The following is a 16,006-nucleotide window of genomic DNA, read 5'->3' on the forward strand; positions in this document are numbered from 1 at the left end:
AGGCTGCATGGAGCGCGTCAGACTGGCCTTTCCCGAGGCGGACATTCGCCATCGCCACCCGCTCACGGTGCGGGTCACCGACATGAACTACGGCCGTCACCTGGGCCATGATGCCCTGGTGTCGCTGCTCCACGAGGCGCGCATCTCGGCGCTGGCGGCGCTGGGGCTCGCCGAGGGCGACATGGGGGGCTACCCCAGCGTGGCCGCGGACCTCGCGGTGCAGTACCAGGCCGAGGCCCGCTGGCCCGACGCCCTGGTGGTCGATACCGCGATCCCGGCGCCGGGGCGCCGCACGATCACCGTCTATCACCGCATTCGTCGCGAGGCAGACGCGGCGGTCGTCGCCACCGCCCGTCTCAACCTGATGCTGGTGGACCCGGCGGCGGGCCGTCCGGTGTCGATCCCCGGCGCGGTGCGTGACTGCCTGACGGGAGCGGCCTGATGTCTCGAGAGTACCCGATCATCGCCGTGACCGGCTCCTCCGGGGCCGGCACCACCACGGTCAAGCGCACCTTCGAGCGCATGTTCGCCCGCGAGGACGTGCATGCCGCCTTCGTCGACGGCGACGCCTTCCATCGCTACACCCGCCAGGAGCTGGCGCGGATCTTCCGCGAGGATCCCGAGCGCAAGGACGAGCTCTCCCACTTCGCCGTGGAGGCCAACCTGCTCGACCACCTGGACGCGCTCTTCCAGGAGTACGGCGACAAGGGCGCCGGGACCTATCGGCACTACATCCACGCCGAGGACAAGGCGATGATCGAGGCCGGCTACCAGGTCGGCACCTTCACGGAATGGCAGTCGCTGCCCACCGGCACCGACCTGCTGTTCTACGAGGGCCTGCATGGCGGCCTGGTCACCGCCGAGCACGACATCGCCCGCCATGTCGACCTGCTGGTGGGAGTCGCGCCGACCATGAACCTGGAGTGGATCCAGAAGATCGACCGCGACATGCGCTACCGGGGCTACTCCCAGGAGGCGGTGATCGACACCATCCTGGGCCGCATGGACGACTACGTGCGCTATATCCAGCCGCAGTTCTCGCGCACCCATATCAACTTCCAGCGGGTGCCGACGGTGGATACTTCCAACCCCTTCGAGGTGCAGGACATCCCCACCGATGCCGAGTCCTTCGTGGTGATCCGCTTCCGCGACCCCGCCACCGTGGACTTCCCCTACCTGCTGGCGATGATCCAGGATGCCTTCATGAGCCGGCCCCACACCCTGGTGGTCCCGGGCTCGCGCCTGCCGCTGGCCATGGAGCTGATCCTGGGACCGCTGGTGCGCCACCTGCTGGCCCAGCGGCGCTTCCGCTGAACGCCATCCGAGCCAACCGCCGAGGAGCACGAATCCATGGATTGCCTGTTCTGCAAGATCATCGACCGCGAGATCCCCGCCGACATCGTCTTCGAGGACGACGAGGTGCTGGCCTTCAAGGATCTCAACCCCCAGGCCCCGACCCACCTGCTGATCGTGCCCAAGCGGCACATCGCCACCCTCAACGACATCGAGGAGGACGGCGACCTGGCCCTGGTGGGGCGCCTGCAGTACACCGCCGCCCAGCTGGCCAAGCAGGCCGGCTTCGCCGAGGACGGCTACCGGGTGGTGATGAATTGCAATGAGCAGGGCGGCCAGACGGTCTATCATATCCACATGCACCTGATGGGCGGTCGTCGCTTCACCTGGCCGGCTGGCTAGCCGGCGCTCTGCGGTTCGCCGCGCGACCCAAGCGCTCGACGCATGGGGTGCATGCCCACGACGCCGCCCCTCGGGGCGGCGTCGCCTCATGGGGCCTGCTCGGCGAGCGGCGACTCGGTTACAATGGCGCCACGACCGATCAAGGGGGTGTCATGAACCGTCAGTATTCCCGTGCCGATGACCTGGTCCGCCAGGTCGATGCCGTGCTGCGCACCCTGGTGCCCCGCGCCGCCCAGCCCTCGCGGCCCTCGCCGGCCACGCCGGAGGTCCACGACGATGCCATGGACGAGGCGGAGCGGCGCCATGCCGAGGGACTGATGCGCATCAACCATACCGGCGAGGTCTGCGCCCAGGCGCTCTACCAGGGGCAGGGGCTGACCGCCAAGCTGCCCGAGATCCGCGGGCAGATGGAGGCCGCCGCCCAGGAGGAGATCGATCACCTGGCCTGGTGCGACGCCCGGCTGCAGGAGCTCGACGGCCACACCAGCCGGCTCAACCCGCTGTTCTACGCCGCCTCCTTCGGCATCGGGGCGCTGGCCGGTGCCGTCGGCGATCGCCTCAGCCTGGGCTTCGTGGCGGCCACCGAGGAGCAGGTGGGCCGCCATCTCGATGCCCACATGGCGGAGCTGCCGCCGGGCGACCACCGCTCCCGGGCGGTGCTGCGCCAGATGGCCATCGACGAGGCCCACCACGCCCAGCAGGCCCTGGAGGCCGGCGGTGCCCGCTTCCCGGGGCCGGTCAAGGCGGGCATGACGCTCGCGTCCAGGGTGATGACCAAGTCCGTATACAAGCTATAAGCCGTAAGCTATAAGCGGTAAGTAACCCCAATGCCCAAAACCCCCACCGGTACTGACCGATGGGGGTTTTGGTTTTTCTTCAAGCTCAAGGCTTACGGCTTAAAGCTCCGCCGCGCAGCGGCGGGTCAATCCATGTTGCGCGAGTAGAAGATCTCCAGCATCTCCTTGCGCAGGCGACCCTCGATGTCCCGGGCCTCCTCGAAGGTGATGTCCCGCCGGGAGGTGCCGAACAGGTAGTTCTCCAGCTCGAAGTCCTTGAGCAGCATCTTGGTGTGGAACATGTTCTCCTGGTACACGTTCACGTCCATCATCTGGTAGGCCTGCTTGGTGTCCTCGGCCAGGTAGTCCTGGATGGAGGTGATGTCGTGGTCGATGAACAGCTTCCTGCCGTCCACGTCCCGGGTGAAGCCGCGTACCCGGTAGTCCATGGTCACGATATCGGAATCGAAGCTGTGGATCAGGTAGTTCAGCGCCTTCAGCGGGCTGATGTGGCCACAGGTGGAGACGTCGATATCCAGGCGGAAGGTGCTGATGCCGTTGTCCGGGTGGGACTCCGGATAGCTGTGCACCGTGACGTGGCTCTTGTCCAGGTGGGCGACCACGGTCTCGGGCAGCGGCCCCGGGCCCGGCTCGAGCTGCTCCGGGTCGGTCTCTTCCAGCTCGTGCTCGGCGATCAGGATGGTCACGCTGGCGCCGTGGGGCTCGTAGTCCTGGCGCGAGATGTTGAGCACATGGGCGCCGATGATGTTGGTCACATCCTTGAGGATCTGCGTCAGCCGCTCGGCGTTGTAGAGCTCATCGATATAGTCGATGTAGGCCCTGCGCTGCTCCTCGGTCTTCGCGTAGCAGATATCGTAGATGTTGAAGCTCAGGGAGCTGGTCAGGTTGTTGAACCCGTGGAGTCGGAGATTGTCGGTCACGTCCGAGCCTCCCTCTGTGGCAGATGATGTCATCCCGACGAGCGGCGCCGGAACCCAGGCGTTCGAAAGGCGCGTATTATGCACAGCCACCGATGACAGCGCACCCGCCGGACCCCATTTTTTTATCCCGCGTCACCGATCGCGTAACGACGCGCAGGCGCCGGTGCAGTGTTTCCCCTCAGTCCTCGACGATGGTGAAGGAGTGCGTCATCTCGACCCCCCCCTGGGCCAGCATGATCGAGGCACTGCAGTACTTGTCGGCGGACAGCTCCACGGCCCGCTTGACCTGCTTCTCCTTGAGGCCCTGGCCGCTGACGGTGAAGTGCACGTGGATCCTGGTGAACACGCTCGGCACGCTGTCGGCGCGCTCGGCCTCGACGCTGGCCACGCAGTCGCTGACCGGGGCCCGGGACTTCTCGAGGATCTCCAGCACGTCGAAGGAGGTGCAGGCCCCCAGCCCCATCAGCAGCATCTCCATGGGCCGCGGGCCGGTGTTGCGGCCGCCATGGTCGGGCGGGCCGTCGATGACCACACTGTGGCCGCTCCCGGCCTCGGCGACGAACTGGCGACCGTCGGTCCACTTGACGCTGGCTTTCATGGGCAGGGATTCCTTCTTCTTCGTTGGTGGATGCGAATGGCTCGGCATGGGGTCAGGCAGCATAGCAGCTGATGGCCGCCGACTCAGCCCCTTGCCCCGCCGAGGCAGGGCTATCGCAGTTGGGTGGCGAGGGGCGCCGGGGACAAGTCGAAGAGGGGGCCTACGCCATGGGTGAGGAGCACTGCTCCGAACGGGCTGGCCATGGATGGCCAGCACCGGTCCTGCAAGCGAAGCGGGACGCGAGAGCGCCGCAGGGCGTCGGTAGCGCCCAGGGAGGGGTTCACAGCGCCCCCTCGCAGACCTGTCGACGGACCAGCTCCGAGCGCCACAGCTAACTGCAATTGCCCTGCCCGCCGATGGCCCGGTCCAGGGCCGCCAGGCGCGCGGGGGTGCCCACGTCGACCCAGGCGCCGCGATGATGGTGGCCGCCGACCCGGCCCTCGGCCATGGCCGCGCGCAGCAGCGGCGTCAGGGCGAAGGCGCCCTCGGGCCGGTCGGCCACCAGGGCCGGGTCGAGCAGCGCCAGGCCGGCATAGGTGAGGCGCGGCTCGCCCCGTTCGTGGACCCGCCCCGCGGCGTCGAGGTGGAAGTCGCCCCCCGGATGGTGGTCGGGATTGTCCACCAGCACCAGGCGCGCCAGGTCATTGCCCAGCGGTGCCATGGCGGACGGTGTGACGTCGCACCAGACGTCGCCGTTGACCAGCCAGAAGGGCGCCTCGCCGAGCAGCGGCAGGGCGCGGCGAATGCCGCCGCCGGTCTCCAGGGGCGTCTCCTCGCGGCTCCAGGCAATGCGTACGCCGAAGTCGCGACCATCGCCCAGCGCCGCGATGATCTGCTCGGCGCGATAGCTGACATTGATCACCACATCCCGGATCCCCGCGGCCGCCAGTCGCTCCAGGTGGTGCACGATCAGCGGCTTGTCGGCCACCGGCAGCAGCGGCTTGGGACAGTGGTCGGTGAGCGGGCGCATGCGGGTGCCGAGGCCCGCGGCCAGGATCATCGCCTTCATGCCGACGCCTCCCGGCCGGGCCCGGCCTCGGCGAGGCGCGCCAGCAGCGCAGGGCGGAAGCGCTCGGCGAGCCAGGCCTTGAAGGCCGCCTGGCCGTCGAGCTCGGCCAGGGCGTCCTCGAGGTGGGCGAGGAAGTGCGGCAGCCGGGCGAGATAGCCTTCGCGGTGATCGCGCAGGGTCAGGCGGCAGAAGATGCCCAGCACCTTGAGGGCGCGCTGGGTGGCCATGGCCGCCACCTGGCCCCGGAAGGCCTCGGGCGAGAGCGTGGCGGGGAGCCGGCCGTCGGCCACGGCCCGCCGGTGGAAGGCCGCGATCCAGGCCGTGCGCCGCGCCGGTGCGAAGCGACAGTAGCGGCCATGCAGCAGCGAGATCAGGTCATAGCTCAGCGGGCCGGCCACGGCGTCCTGGAAGTCGATCAAGTACAGCCGGTCGCCCTTGACCATCAGGTTCATGGCATCGAAGTCCCGGTGCACGGTGACCACCGGCTGGGCCAGGGCGGCGTCGATCAGCGCCTGGCGCAGCGCCGGCCAGCCCGGCGGGGTGTCGAGGCCCAGCCAGCGGCCCAGGCACCATTCGGGAAAGAGGTCCAGCTCCCGCCCCAGCAGGTCGGCGTCGTAGGCCGGCAGCCCGTCGGGACGGGTGCGGGTCTGCAGTTCGTCGAGCAGCGCCAGGGCCTGCTCATGCCAGGCCAGGGTCGCCGGGCCGTCGTCGCCGTCGAAGCAGGCCTGCAGGGGAGTGTCGCCCAGGTCGTCGAGCTCCAGGAAGCCGGCCGCGAGGTCGACGCCGTGCAGTCCCGGGACCGGCAGCCCCGCCTCCCGCCAGCGCCGGGCGATGGCGACGAAGGGGGCGCTGTCCTCCTGGGCCGGCGGCGCGTCCATCAGGATGCGCGTGTCGCCGTCGGGCAGGGTCAGGCGGAAGTAGCGTCGGAAGCTGGCGTCGCCGGCGGCCAGGCGCAGGTCGAGGGCCTCGGGGGCGAGCCCGTGGCGGGCGGCGGCCCAGTGGCGCAGTCGCTGGGAGCGCGGGAGGGCATCGGCCTCTGGCATCTTCACCTCTCGGTCGTCGGGTGGTGGGGCGTCGGTTGACGCCCCCGGGGCGCCGCCGCATGCTGAGGCCCGACGTCGTCGGCGATGACAGGGGCTCGTCGGCGGCACAGGTCGCACGGGGCCTGTATAATACCGATTCCCCCCGCCAAGGACATCGTGGAACATGGGCAAGCGACCCTCATGGACGGCCCTGGCAGGCCTAGTGACCTCCAGCGTGATGACGCCCCCCCTGCTGGCGGCGCCCCCCGAGTCGCTGCCGGCGGCGCAGCTCGACTGGCGGCCCTGGGGCGAGGACCGCCCCGCGGGCGCCCTGTGCCGGGGCCGCTACGTGATGCCGGACTATCGCCTGGCCCCGCCCCCGGCGGGGCGCGTGGCCAGCGAGGCCGACAGTGGCCAGTACGGGGCGGACGGCGAGACCCTCCTCAGCGGCGAGGTGGTGCTGCGCCGCGCCGACACCCAGTTGGAGGCGCCGCGGGTGCGCCTGCCGGCCTCCCGGGAGCGGGTCTTCGCCGAGGGGCCGGTGGCCCTGCGCGACCGCAACCTGCTGGTGCGCGGCGCGGCCGCCGAGTTCTCGCTGGAGAGCGACGATGCGAGCATCGACACCGCCCACTACGTGGCCCACGAGCAGCGCCTGCGCGGCGATGCGGTGCGCCTGGCCCGGGTGGCCGAGGATCGCTACCGGCTGACCGAGGCGAGCTTCACCACCTGCGAGCCGGGCAGCGACCTGTGGCGCCTGGTCGGCAACGACATCCTGCTGGATCGCCGGCGCGGCTACGGCACCGCCACCCATGCCCGCCTCGAGGTGGGCAAGGTGCCGGTCTTCTACTGGCCCTGGGTGCGCTTTCCCCTGGACGACCGTCGCCAGACCGGCTTCCTGTGGCCGACCCTGGGCTTTTCCGGCGACTCCGTCGACTATGCCCAGCCGTTCTACTGGAACATCGCCCCGAACCAGGATGCCACCCTGACGCCGCGCTGGATCAGCAACCGCGGCTGGTTGCTGGGCGCCGAATACCGCTATCTCTTCCCGTCCGACGCCGGTACCCTGGAGGGCGCCTACATCGCCGACGACCGCCAGGCCGGCGAGGAGGCCTCGGCGGGGTCCGAGCTGGAGAACGGCGACGCGCGCTGGTACATCGATGCCCGGCATGCCGGCCGCTTCGACCCCCGAACCCGCTACCGGCTGCGCTACGGGGCGGCCAGCGACGGGGCCTACTTCGACGACTTCGGCCTCACCTTCGGCGAGCAGGACACCGACAGCCTGGCCCGGCTGGCCCGTCTCGACTACCGGGGCGACGTCTGGCGGCTCGAGGCCAAGGCCCAGGGCTACCAGAAGCTCGAGGACCCGCTCGACGAGGGCGACAAGCCCTTCTACCGCCTGCCGAGCCTGACCGCCGATGCCCGCTGGCGCCAGGACAGCGGCTTCTACCAGGAGTGGGGCTCCAACCTGACCTACTTCTGGCGCGATATCGAGGGCGACGAGAACGGCCTCTACGACTTCGCCGGCGGCCAGCGCCGCATCCCGATCCGCGAGGCGGCCAACGGGGCGCGGCTGCGCCTGACCCCCGCCACGGGCTGGCGCTTCGACGACACCTGGGGCTTTCTCGAGCCGCGCCTGGAAGTGGCCCATATCGCCTACGACCTCGACTACGGGGCGCGCGACACCGAGCGCCCCGAGGGGCCGTCGCAGACCGTGCCGATCGCGTCACTGGACGGCGGCCTGGTCTTCGAGCGCGACCTGGCGCTGGGCGGCGACGCCTTCCGCCAGACCCTGGAGCCGCGCCTGAACTATGCCTACGTGTCGGCCCGGGACCAGAGCGACTTTCCCGACTTCGACACCAAGGAGCGGGCCTTCTCCTGGAACCAGCTGTGGTCGCCGTATCGCTTCACCGGGGGCGACCGGATCGGCGACCTCAACCGCTTCTCCTACGGCACGGAGTCGCGCCTGCTGGAGGATGCCAGCGGCCGCGAGCGCCTCTCCCTGGGGGTGGGGCAGGCGGTCTACTTCGAGGATCGCACCATCGACCTGGGCGGCGATCCCGACACCCTGCCCAGCGAACAGAACTTCCCGCGTTTCTACGACGCCACCCGTGACCGCTCGCCCTGGGTCACCCGCCTCGACTGGCGGGTCACCGATCACTGGCGCACCCGCTGGGAGTGGCTCTACGACGACCACCTGTCGCGCACCGAGCGCACCTCCCTGGGGCTGCAGTACCGGGCCGATGCCGGCCACGTGCTGAACCTCGGCTACAACTGGGAGCTCGAAGGCTTCTCCCCCGCCGAGGACGAGGAGGACGTGCGCGGCTATGACCGCGAGGACTACGACCTGTCCTTCGCCCTCAAGGCCACCCCCAGGCTCGACGTGATCGGCCGGGTGCTCTACGACAACACCAACGACCGGATGCTGGAGCAGCTGGCGGGTGTGCAGTGGAACGACTGCTGCTATGGTCTGCAGCTGGTCTGGCGGGAGTGGATCGACGACGAGGACACCGCCAACACCATCGCCGACGACACCACCGACCGCGGCTTCTTCCTGCGCTTCGTGTTCAAGGGGCTCGGCGGCGTCGGTGGCGAGGCGGACACCCATTTCCGGGAGGCGATCCCGGGCTATCGCAGCACTGCCTTCGGCCGACCCTGAGGCAACCGACACCGATGAGAGGAAAGACAGACATGCGCAGTCGACAACTCGCCACCCTGATGCTGGGCCTGTGCCTCGCCCTGACGCCCCTGGCCGGCCTGGCCCAGGCGCGTGAGCCGCTGGACCGCATCGTGGCGGTGGTCAACGAGGGGGCCATCATGGCCTCCCAGCTCGAGGATCGCCTGGCCCAGACGCGCAACCGGCTGAGGGCCCGGGGCGTCGAGCTGCCGCCCGAGGCGGCGCTGCGCGAGCAGGTGCTCGATCGCATGATCGTCGAGGAGATCCAGCTGCAGATGGCTCGCGAGGCCAACCTCAGCGTCGACGACACCGAGCTCAACCGCCAGGTGCGGGCCATCGCCGAGGGCAACAACATGACCCTCGAGCAGTTCGCCGACGCCCTGGAGGCCGACGGCCTGTCCCTGGGCGTGGTCCGCGACCAGGTGCGCCGCGAGCTGCTGATGCGCGAGCTGCAGCAGCGTCGCGTGGCCAGCCGCGTGAACCTCTCCGAGCGGGAGGTGGATCGCTTCATCGAGCAGCAGGGCGGCAACGTCAGCCGTGACCAGGCCCGCGAGGCGCTGTTCCAGCGCAAGGTCAGCGACGAGATGGAAGCCTGGATCCAGGAGATCCGCGCCGATGCCTTCATCGACGAGCGTCTCGAGCCCGGCTCATGAGGACGTCACCGGTGCTGGCGCTGACCACCGGTGAGCCGGCCGGCATCGGCCCCGAGCTCGCGGTGATGCTGGCCACCGAGCCACCGGCCGCCGGGGCGGCGGACCACCGGGTCGTGGCGGTGGGCGATCCCGACCTGCTGGCCGAGCGGGCCGTGGCCCTCGGCCGTGCCCTGGAGGTGGTCGAGCTGGCTCCGCACGAGGCGCCGCCGGCGCCCTGCCCGGGGCGCCTGCCGGTCTGGCCGGTGCCCCTGCGCGCGCCCTGCCGGCCGGGCGTGCTCGATACCCGCAACGCCGACTATGTCCTCGAGACCCTCGACCGGGCCATCCGCGGCTGTCGCGACGGCGAGGCCGCGGGGCTGGTCACCGCGCCCCTGCACAAGGCCGTGATCCTCGAGGCCGGCCATACCGGCTTCCGCGGCCATACCGAGTACCTGCGCGACGCCTGCGGCGTCGACGAGGTGGTGATGATGCTCGCCACCGACCGGGCCCTGCATGCCGCGGCCGCCGAGTGGCGAGGCAGCACCGCGCTGCGGGTGGCCCTGGCCACCACCCACCTGCCGCTGCGCGAGGTCAGCGATGCCGTGACGCCCGAGCGGCTGACGCGGATCCTGCGCATCCTCGACGCCGACCTCAAGCGCTGGTTCGGGGTGGCGGCGCCGCGCATCGCCGTCTGCGGGCTCAACCCCCACGCCGGAGAGGGGGGGCACCTGGGCCGCGAGGAACTCGAGGTCATCGCCCCGACCCTGGCGCGGCTGCGCCAGGACGGTCTGACCCTTGACGGACCGCTGCCGGCGGATACCCTGTTCACCCCGCGCCACCTGGCGGGCGTGGACGCGGTGCTGGCCATGTATCATGACCAGGGCCTGCCGGTCCTCAAGTACGCCGGCTTCGGCCGCGCCGCCAACATCACCCTCGGCCTGCCGCTGGTGCGCACCTCGGTGGACCACGGCACGGCCCTGGACCTGGCCGGCCGGGGCGAGGCCGATCCCGGCAGCCTCGCCGTGGCCGTGGCGCTGGCCGCCGACATGGCCCGCCGCGGCGGGCACGCCTGAGGCGCCGCAGCGGCGCGTCGGATCGAATCGAACAGAAGGACACAGTCATGGCATCCCGCCCCCAGGGTCATCGCGCCCGCAAGCGCTTCGGCCAGAATTTCCTGCGTGACCCCGGCATCATCTCGCGGCTGGTGCGGGCCATCGGTGCCCGCCCCGGCGAGCGGCTGGTGGAGATCGGCCCCGGCCAGGGCGCCCTCACCGAGCCGTTGCTCGAGGCGGCGGGCGGCCAGCTCGAGGTGATCGAGCTGGACCGTGACCTGATCCCCGGGCTGCGCGTGCAATTCTTCGACCGGCCGGGCTTCGTCATCCACGAGGGCGACGCCCTCAGGGTCGATTTCCGGGCCCTGCGCGGCGACGGGCCGCCGCTGCGGGCGGTGGGCAACCTGCCCTACAACATCTCCACGCCGCTGATCGGCCACCTGCTCGAGGCCGGCGATGCCGTGGCCGACATGCACTTCATGCTGCAGAAGGAGGTGGTGGAGCGGCTCGCCGCCCCGCCCGGCGGGGCCGATCGCGGCCGCCTCTCGGTGCTCGCCCAGTATCACTGCCGGGTCGAGTCGCTGTTCACGGTGCCGCCGGAGGCCTTCGTGCCGCGGCCCAAGGTGGAGTCGGCGATCGTGCGGCTGAGCCCCCATGCGACCCTGCCCCAGGTGGCCCGGGATGAGGCGCTGCTGTTCCAACTGGTGCGCGAGGCCTTCGCCCAGCGCCGCAAGACCCTGCGCAACAATCTCAAGGGGCGCCTCGCCACCGGCGACCTGGAGGCCCTGGGCATCGACCCGGGCCGCCGCCCCCAGACCCTCACGGTGGAGGAATTCGTGCGTATCGCCAATCACCTGTCCGCGGAAGGGGAGGCCTCATGACCCCGTCATCGCTGGGCGACGAGATCCGCGTCGACGTCGAGCCCGCCTTCCGGGAGGACGAGTCGGCGCCGGAGGAAGAGCGCTTCGTGTTCAGCTATACCATCACGGTGCACAACCATTCCGGGCACAGCATGCAGCTGTTGGCGCGCCACTGGAAGATCACCCAGGGCAGCGGCAAGGTGCAGGAGGTGCGGGGCAAGGGCGTGGTCGGCCAGCAGCCGATGATCGGCCCCGGCCAGACCTTCCGCTACACCAGCCGGGCGATCCTCGACGGCCCAGTGGGGGTGATGGAGGGCGCCTTTACCTGCGTCGACACCGCCACCCAGCGGCCCTTCGAGGTGGCCATCGCGCCCTTTCGCCTGGCCGGCCCCAACCAGGTGCACTGAAGCCGTCACCCACTGTCGACACGGAGGGCCCATGTCCACCTATGCCATCGGCGACCTGCAGGGCTGTCACGTCGAATTCGTCGCCCTGCTCGAGCGGCTGGCCTTCGACCCCCGCCACGACCGGCTCTGGCTGGCCGGTGACCTGGTCAACCGGGGCCCGGGGTCGCTGGCCTGCTTGCGCGAGGTCGAGGCCCTCGGCGAGGCGGCCCGCGTGGTGCTGGGCAACCATGACCTGCACCTGCTGGCCGTGGCCCGGGGTGGGGTACAGGCCAAGCGCAAGGACACCCTGGCGGCGATCCTCGAGGCGCCGGACCGGGAGGCGCTGCTCGACTGGCTGCAGAGCCGGCCGCTGCTGGTGCGTGACGGCGACACCCTGATGAGCCACGCCGGGATGCCGCCCCAGTGGGAGCTCGACCAGGCCGAGCGCCTGGCGGGAGAAGTGGAGAGCGCTCTGGGCAGCGAGCGGTCCGGCGCCTTCCTGCGCGGCATGTACGGCAACGAGCCGGCCTGCTGGCGCGACGACCTGGACGGCATCGATCGCCTGCGGGTGATCGTCAACACCTTGACCCGCATGCGCTTCATCGATGCCCGGGGCTGCCTCGACTTCGCCGCCAAGGAGGGGGCAGGCAGCGCCCCGCCGGGCTTCGCCCCCTGGTTCCAGTACCCCCGGGACGACGATCCCCGGCTGCTGTTCGGCCACTGGGCCGCCCTCCAGGGCACCACCCCGGGCAGCCGGGTGCGGGCCGAGGCCCTGGACACCGGTTGCATCTGGGGCGGGGCCCTGACGGCCCTGGACCTGGAGACCGGCGAGCGGGTCAGCGTACCCGGCCGCCACTGATTTCCCCCTTCCCGACCCGGAGACCCCGATGACCGCCGCGACCTTCCAGCACCTGGACATTCCCACCCTCGGCACCTGGCTCGAGGGGGATCGGCCCCTCACCCTGGTCGATATCCGCGACCCGGCAAGCTTCGCCGCCGGCCATATCCCCGGCAGCCGCCATCTGGACAACGACAGTGTGCCGGCCCTGCTGGCCGAGACGCCTCGGGAGACGCCGCTGGTGGTGGTCTGCTACCACGGCCACTCCAGCCAGCAGGCCGCCGCCTGGCTGGCCGGCCAGGGCTTCGGCGAGGTCTACAGCCTCGACGGCGGCTTCACCGGCTGGCAGCACCGCCATCCCGAGCGAGTGGAGGCCTGAGCCATGCCGGGCCGCCGTGACGACCTCCTCGAGGGGCTGGAGGTCTACCGGGTCGGCGGGGCGGTGCGCGACGCCCGGCTGGGCTGGCCGGTCACCGATGTCGACTGGGTGGTGGTCGGTGCCACGCCCGAGACCCTGGCGCGGCGCGGCTTCAAGCCCGTGGGGCGCGACTTCCCGGTGTTCCTGCACCCCGAGACCCACGAGGAGTTCGCCCTGGCACGCACCGAGCGCAAGTCGGGGCACGGCTACACCGGCTTCGAGGTCCAGGCCAGCCCCGAGGTCACCCTAGAGGAGGACCTGGTCCGACGCGACCTGACCATCAACGCCATGGCCGAGACCCCGGAAGGCGAGCTCGTGGACCCCTACGGCGGGCTCGCCGACCTGGAGGCCCGGGTGTTGCGGCACGTCTCCCCGGCCTTCGTCGAGGACCCGCTGCGGGTGCTGCGCACCGCCCGCTTCCTGGCCCGCTACGCCGGGCTCGGCTTCGTCATCGCCGAGGAAACCCGCGCGCTGATGCGGGAGCTGGTGGCCAGTGGTGAGCTCGCCCACCTGGTGGCCGAGCGGGTCTGGGCCGAGACCGAGAAGGCCCTGGGCGAGCCCTGGCCCGATGTCTATTTCCAGGTGCTCCATGACTGCGGGGCCCTGGCGGTGCTGATGCCGGAGCTCGCCGCCGACGCCGCGGCGCTGGACGCGGCCCTGGGACGGCTGCCACGCCTGCCCGAGGACATCCCCGCGGAGGAGGAGCCGCGCTGGCGCTGGGCCCGCCTGGTGGAACACCTGGAGGGCGAGGCGCGGGAGGCCCTGGCCGAGCGCCTGAAGCTGCCGAAGGCGCCGCGTCGGCTGGCCGACCAGGCGGCCTTGACCCGGACGCTGTGCGCGGCGGCCCGTGCGGGGCGGCTGGACGGGGGGAGGGTGATGGCCTGGCTCGACGGCATCGATGCCTGGCGGCGGGTCGAGCGGGTGTCGCCGCTGGTTGCCCTGGTCAGCATGGACGACCCCGGCCTGGCGGCGGATCTGGCGCTGGCCTGGCGCCTGGCCGCGCAGATCCTGCCCCGGGGACTGGTCGAGGAGGGCTACAAGGGGCGAGTGCTGGGCGAGGAGCTGGCCCGGCGGCGCCGGGCGGTGATCGACGAGGTGCTGGCCGAGGGCTGAGCCTCAGCCCTCGCCGGACAGGGCCTTCCCTCGCCAGACGAAGGACACCGGCCAGAGGGGCTGCTGCTCGGCGTCGAAGGCCTGCCACAGCGCGAGATAGCGCTCGCCGGTGACCGGGTGACGGGTGTCGGGCAGCAGTTCCGCCAGGGGCCGGAGCACGAAGGCGTGGTGCAGGATATCGGCCCGGGGCAGCGGCACGCCGTCATGCTCGCCGCTCAGGGCATCCACGCTGAGCAGGTCGACATCCAGGGTGCGGGGACTGAACTTGGGACTGTTCGGGCGCCGGCCGTTGGCGAATTCCAGCCGCTTGCACCAGGCCTGCAGCTCGCCCACCGACCAGTCGCTCTCGAACACCGCGACCAGGTTGTAGAAGTTTCGGCCGTCCTCGAAGCCCACCGGCTCGCTCTCGTAGACCCGCGAGATGCGCAGGGCCGGGAAGGTCTCGGCCAGGGCGTCCAGGCAGACGCGCACATGGTGCTCCCGCTCGATGTTGCTGCCGATGCTGACGCTGACCCGGGCCATCAGTGCCCCGCGCCGCGCTCGATGCGCACGCCCACCGCATCGGCGGCGGGCACCGCGCCGGGCTTGCGCAGGGTGAGGCGCAGCCAGGGAATGGCGAACTCCTGGCGCAGGGTCTCGGCGAGGCGCTCGGCGAAGGTCTCGACCAGCTCGAAGCCGTGCTGGGCGCCGAACTTGGCGATACGCTCGCTGATCGCGGCGTAGTCGAGGGTCTGCGTGAGGTCGTCGGCCGCCGCGGCCGGGCGGATGTCGGTGGCCAGTTCCAGGTCGAGCACCAGGGTCTGGGTCAGGGTGCGTTCCCAGTCGTAGACGCCGATCACGGTGTCGACCTTCAGCGCTTCGATCAGTACGAGATCCATCGAGGGCTCCCCGAGCCGGTGGGCAGGACGGTGGTGATTGGCGACCGATTGTACGATAGCGCGTCGCGCGACGACAGCGGGCACCGGCTGTTCCGGCCGGGCCATGGCTGGCAGAATCGTGACCGAACCCTCCGCGAGACACCGTCGTGCTGGCACAACTCGAACTGACGCTGCCGTTGATGGCGCTGGGCTATCTCAGCGGCACCTGGCTCGGTGCCCTGACGGTCTGTAGTCTGGCCCGGGTGGGCGACCCCCGCCTGGCGGGCTCCGGCAACCCCGGCTTCTCCAACGTGCTGCGCCTGCACGGCCGTCGCCTGGCCCTGGCGACGCTACTGGTGGATGCCACCAAGGGCATGCCGGTGCTGGGCCTGGCGATGCTGCTGGGCCTGCCGCCCTGGGCCCAGGGGCTGGTCGGGCTGGGCGTGCTGCTGGGGCACAGCTACCCGGCCTGGTATCGCTTTCGCGGCGGCAAGGGCGTGGCCAGCGCCTTCGGGGTGATGCTGCTGCTGACTCCCTGGGTGGCGCTGTGCTGCGCGCTGCTGTGGTGCCTGCTGGCCTGGCGGATGCGCACCGCGGCTGTCGCCTCGCTGGCCAGCGCCGCCGTGGCCCCGCTGGCCGCCACCTGGCTGGCGCCGGACTATGTCCGGGTGGTGATCGTCTTCACCCTGCTGGTGCTGGTGCGCCATGTGCTCAATATCCGGCGGCTGGGGCGCGGCGACGAGCCGGGGCTGTAGGTCGGATAAGCCGAAGGCGCATCCGGCGTGGGGGAGCCGTCCGATCTGGTCCGTCGGGTGCGCTCGCAGGCTCGCTTACCCGACTTACGCTCCTGCCGGAGGCTGGAGGGTCTCCATCGGCCAGCGGGGCACCGCCTGCATCCGGCCAGGCTCATCATGTTCCCCCGCCAGCAGGCGCTGGGCGCTGTGGCCCTCGAGAGCGCGATCATCGCCCCTCTGTGTCGGGGGGTGTCAGGGTCTCCATCGGCCAGCGGGGCACCGCCTGCATCCGGCCCGGCGCGTCGTGTTCCCCCGCCAGCAGGCGCTGGGCGCTGTGGCCCTCGAGAGCGCGATCATCGCCCCTCTGTGTCGGGGGGTGTCAGGGTCTCCATCGGCCAGCG

At 71.0% G+C, this 16,006-nt stretch carries 19 protein-coding genes; 13 read left to right on the forward strand and 6 right to left on the reverse strand.

The window, feature by feature from the left end; translation table 11 throughout:
• Window positions 1–7: 7 nt before the first annotated feature.
• The 4 genes from FHR97_RS05785 to coq7 all read left to right on the forward strand — a co-directional run bounded on the left by FHR97_RS05785 (window position 8) and on the right by coq7 (window position 2,492).
• Window positions 8–442, forward strand: coding sequence for an acyl-CoA thioesterase (locus tag FHR97_RS05785; RefSeq protein WP_183382810.1), 435 nt, complete (start codon window positions 8–10; stop codon window positions 440–442).
• Complete coding sequence (locus tag FHR97_RS05790) at window positions 442–1,314, forward strand: phosphoribulokinase (protein WP_183382811.1); 873 nt, start codon at window positions 442–444, stop codon at window positions 1,312–1,314. The genes FHR97_RS05785 and FHR97_RS05790 overlap by 1 nt, the downstream gene beginning before the upstream one ends.
• A gap of 36 nt (window positions 1,315–1,350) precedes the next feature.
• Complete coding sequence (locus FHR97_RS05795) at window positions 1,351–1,695, forward strand: histidine triad nucleotide-binding protein (protein WP_183382812.1); 345 nt, start codon at window positions 1,351–1,353, stop codon at window positions 1,693–1,695.
• A 152-nt stretch (window positions 1,696–1,847) separates the two neighbouring features.
• Window positions 1,848–2,492: a 2-polyprenyl-3-methyl-6-methoxy-1,4-benzoquinone monooxygenase gene (coq7, locus tag FHR97_RS05800; protein WP_183382813.1), complete on the forward strand. Its 645-nt coding sequence runs from the start codon at window positions 1,848–1,850 to the stop codon at window positions 2,490–2,492.
• 125 nt (window positions 2,493–2,617) lie between these two features.
• On the opposite strand, the gene speD is transcribed toward coq7, so the two are convergent.
• The 4 genes from speD to FHR97_RS05820 all read right to left on the reverse strand — a co-directional run bounded on the left by speD (window position 2,618) and on the right by FHR97_RS05820 (window position 6,062).
• Window positions 2,618–3,412, reverse strand: a complete 795-nt coding sequence (gene speD, locus FHR97_RS05805; RefSeq protein ID WP_183382814.1) for an adenosylmethionine decarboxylase — start codon at window positions 3,410–3,412, stop codon at window positions 2,618–2,620.
• Window positions 3,413–3,590: 178 nt separating this feature from the next.
• On the reverse strand, window positions 3,591–4,010 hold the full coding sequence (locus FHR97_RS05810; RefSeq protein WP_183382815.1) for an OsmC family protein: 420 nt from the start codon (window positions 4,008–4,010) through the stop codon (window positions 3,591–3,593).
• A 331-nt stretch (window positions 4,011–4,341) separates the two neighbouring features.
• Window positions 4,342–5,019 (reverse strand): N-acetylmuramate alpha-1-phosphate uridylyltransferase MurU, encoded by a 678-nt coding sequence (murU, locus tag FHR97_RS05815; protein WP_183382816.1) that lies wholly within the window; start codon window positions 5,017–5,019, stop codon window positions 4,342–4,344.
• Window positions 5,016–6,062, reverse strand: a complete 1,047-nt coding sequence (locus tag FHR97_RS05820) for an aminoglycoside phosphotransferase family protein (RefSeq protein WP_246403793.1) — start codon at window positions 6,060–6,062, stop codon at window positions 5,016–5,018. The genes murU and FHR97_RS05820 overlap by 4 nt, the downstream gene beginning before the upstream one ends.
• 163 nt (window positions 6,063–6,225) lie before the next feature.
• Here FHR97_RS05820 and FHR97_RS05825 point away from each other — a divergent pair, with 163 nt between their 5' ends.
• Genes FHR97_RS05825 through FHR97_RS05860 form a run of 8 tightly spaced genes read left to right on the forward strand, consistent with a single transcriptional unit; the run spans window position 6,226 to window position 14,014 of the window.
• Window positions 6,226–8,697 (forward strand): LPS-assembly protein LptD, encoded by a 2,472-nt coding sequence (locus tag FHR97_RS05825; RefSeq protein ID WP_183382818.1) that lies wholly within the window; start codon window positions 6,226–6,228, stop codon window positions 8,695–8,697.
• 32 nt (window positions 8,698–8,729) lie between these two features.
• Window positions 8,730–9,368 carry a SurA N-terminal domain-containing protein gene (locus FHR97_RS05830; RefSeq protein WP_183382819.1) on the forward strand — a complete coding sequence of 213 codons (639 nt, stop codon included), beginning with the start codon at window positions 8,730–8,732 and terminating at the stop codon, window positions 9,366–9,368.
• Window positions 9,365–10,420: a 4-hydroxythreonine-4-phosphate dehydrogenase PdxA gene (gene pdxA / locus FHR97_RS05835; protein WP_183382820.1), complete on the forward strand. Its 1,056-nt coding sequence runs from the start codon at window positions 9,365–9,367 to the stop codon at window positions 10,418–10,420. Before FHR97_RS05830 ends, pdxA begins: the two co-directional genes overlap by 4 nt.
• 47 nt (window positions 10,421–10,467) lie before the next feature.
• Window positions 10,468–11,280 carry a 16S rRNA (adenine(1518)-N(6)/adenine(1519)-N(6))-dimethyltransferase RsmA gene (gene rsmA / locus FHR97_RS05840; protein WP_183382821.1) on the forward strand — a complete coding sequence of 271 codons (813 nt, stop codon included), beginning with the start codon at window positions 10,468–10,470 and terminating at the stop codon, window positions 11,278–11,280.
• A complete protein-coding gene (gene apaG / locus FHR97_RS05845) occupies window positions 11,277–11,666 on the forward strand; it encodes a Co2+/Mg2+ efflux protein ApaG (RefSeq protein ID WP_126483535.1) in 390 nt (129 codons plus the stop codon). The genes rsmA and apaG overlap by 4 nt, the downstream gene beginning before the upstream one ends.
• Window positions 11,667–11,697: 31 nt before the next feature.
• Window positions 11,698–12,504, forward strand: a complete 807-nt coding sequence (locus FHR97_RS05850) for a symmetrical bis(5'-nucleosyl)-tetraphosphatase (RefSeq protein WP_183382822.1) — start codon at window positions 11,698–11,700, stop codon at window positions 12,502–12,504.
• A gap of 28 nt (window positions 12,505–12,532) precedes the next feature.
• Window positions 12,533–12,862 (forward strand): thiosulfate sulfurtransferase GlpE, encoded by a 330-nt coding sequence (gene glpE, locus FHR97_RS05855; protein ID WP_183382823.1) that lies wholly within the window; start codon window positions 12,533–12,535, stop codon window positions 12,860–12,862.
• Between the two features lie 3 nt (window positions 12,863–12,865).
• Window positions 12,866–14,014 carry a tRNA nucleotidyltransferase/poly(A) polymerase-related protein gene (locus FHR97_RS05860; RefSeq protein WP_281380456.1) on the forward strand — a complete coding sequence of 383 codons (1,149 nt, stop codon included), beginning with the start codon at window positions 12,866–12,868 and terminating at the stop codon, window positions 14,012–14,014.
• A 3-nt stretch (window positions 14,015–14,017) separates the two neighbouring features.
• Here FHR97_RS05860 and folK read toward each other — a convergent pair whose 3' ends face one another.
• Window positions 14,018–14,536, reverse strand: coding sequence for a 2-amino-4-hydroxy-6-hydroxymethyldihydropteridine diphosphokinase (gene folK, locus FHR97_RS05865; protein ID WP_183382824.1), 519 nt, complete (start codon window positions 14,534–14,536; stop codon window positions 14,018–14,020).
• Window positions 14,536–14,892, reverse strand: a complete 357-nt coding sequence (gene folB / locus FHR97_RS05870; RefSeq protein ID WP_183382825.1) for a dihydroneopterin aldolase — start codon at window positions 14,890–14,892, stop codon at window positions 14,536–14,538. The genes folK and folB overlap by 1 nt, the downstream gene beginning before the upstream one ends.
• Window positions 14,893–15,038: 146 nt before the next feature.
• On the opposite strand from folB, the gene plsY reads away from it, so the two are divergent.
• Window positions 15,039–15,626 (forward strand): glycerol-3-phosphate 1-O-acyltransferase PlsY, encoded by a 588-nt coding sequence (gene plsY / locus FHR97_RS05875; RefSeq protein ID WP_343065559.1) that lies wholly within the window; start codon window positions 15,039–15,041, stop codon window positions 15,624–15,626.
• Window positions 15,627–16,006: the final 380 nt, after the last annotated feature.

The sequence above is a fragment of the Halomonas stenophila genome, assembly GCF_014192275.1.
GTDB classification, from domain to species: Bacteria; Pseudomonadota; Gammaproteobacteria; order Pseudomonadales; family Halomonadaceae; genus Halomonas; species Halomonas stenophila.

Bases quoted from the DNA above. Each gene is read 5' to 3' on its own strand.
- pdxA (WP_183382820.1), top strand. From the start codon at position 9,365: ATGAGGACGTCACCGGTGCTGGCGCTGACCACCGGTGAGCCGGCCGGC.
- folB (WP_183382825.1), bottom strand. From the start codon at position 14,892: ATGGATCTCGTACTGATCGAAGCGCTGAAGGTCGACACCGTGATCGGC.
- FHR97_RS05825 (WP_183382818.1), top strand. From the start codon at position 6,226: ATGGGCAAGCGACCCTCATGGACGGCCCTGGCAGGCCTAGTGACCTCC.
- FHR97_RS05795 (WP_183382812.1), top strand. From the start codon at position 1,351: ATGGATTGCCTGTTCTGCAAGATCATCGACCGCGAGATCCCCGCCGAC.
- glpE (WP_183382823.1), top strand. From the start codon at position 12,533: ATGACCGCCGCGACCTTCCAGCACCTGGACATTCCCACCCTCGGCACC.
- FHR97_RS05790 (WP_183382811.1), top strand. From the start codon at position 442: ATGTCTCGAGAGTACCCGATCATCGCCGTGACCGGCTCCTCCGGGGCC.
- apaG (WP_126483535.1), top strand. From the start codon at position 11,277: ATGACCCCGTCATCGCTGGGCGACGAGATCCGCGTCGACGTCGAGCCC.
- FHR97_RS05810 (WP_183382815.1), bottom strand. From the start codon at position 4,010: ATGAAAGCCAGCGTCAAGTGGACCGACGGTCGCCAGTTCGTCGCCGAG.
- FHR97_RS05850 (WP_183382822.1), top strand. From the start codon at position 11,698: ATGTCCACCTATGCCATCGGCGACCTGCAGGGCTGTCACGTCGAATTC.
- murU (WP_183382816.1), bottom strand. From the start codon at position 5,019: ATGAAGGCGATGATCCTGGCCGCGGGCCTCGGCACCCGCATGCGCCCG.
- FHR97_RS05830 (WP_183382819.1), top strand. From the start codon at position 8,730: ATGCGCAGTCGACAACTCGCCACCCTGATGCTGGGCCTGTGCCTCGCC.
- FHR97_RS05860 (WP_281380456.1), top strand. From the start codon at position 12,866: ATGCCGGGCCGCCGTGACGACCTCCTCGAGGGGCTGGAGGTCTACCGG.
- FHR97_RS05820 (WP_246403793.1), bottom strand. From the start codon at position 6,062: ATGCCAGAGGCCGATGCCCTCCCGCGCTCCCAGCGACTGCGCCACTGG.
- FHR97_RS05785 (WP_183382810.1), top strand. From the start codon at position 8: ATGGAGCGCGTCAGACTGGCCTTTCCCGAGGCGGACATTCGCCATCGC.
- folK (WP_183382824.1), bottom strand. From the start codon at position 14,536: ATGGCCCGGGTCAGCGTCAGCATCGGCAGCAACATCGAGCGGGAGCAC.
- rsmA (WP_183382821.1), top strand. From the start codon at position 10,468: ATGGCATCCCGCCCCCAGGGTCATCGCGCCCGCAAGCGCTTCGGCCAG.
- coq7 (WP_183382813.1), top strand. From the start codon at position 1,848: ATGAACCGTCAGTATTCCCGTGCCGATGACCTGGTCCGCCAGGTCGAT.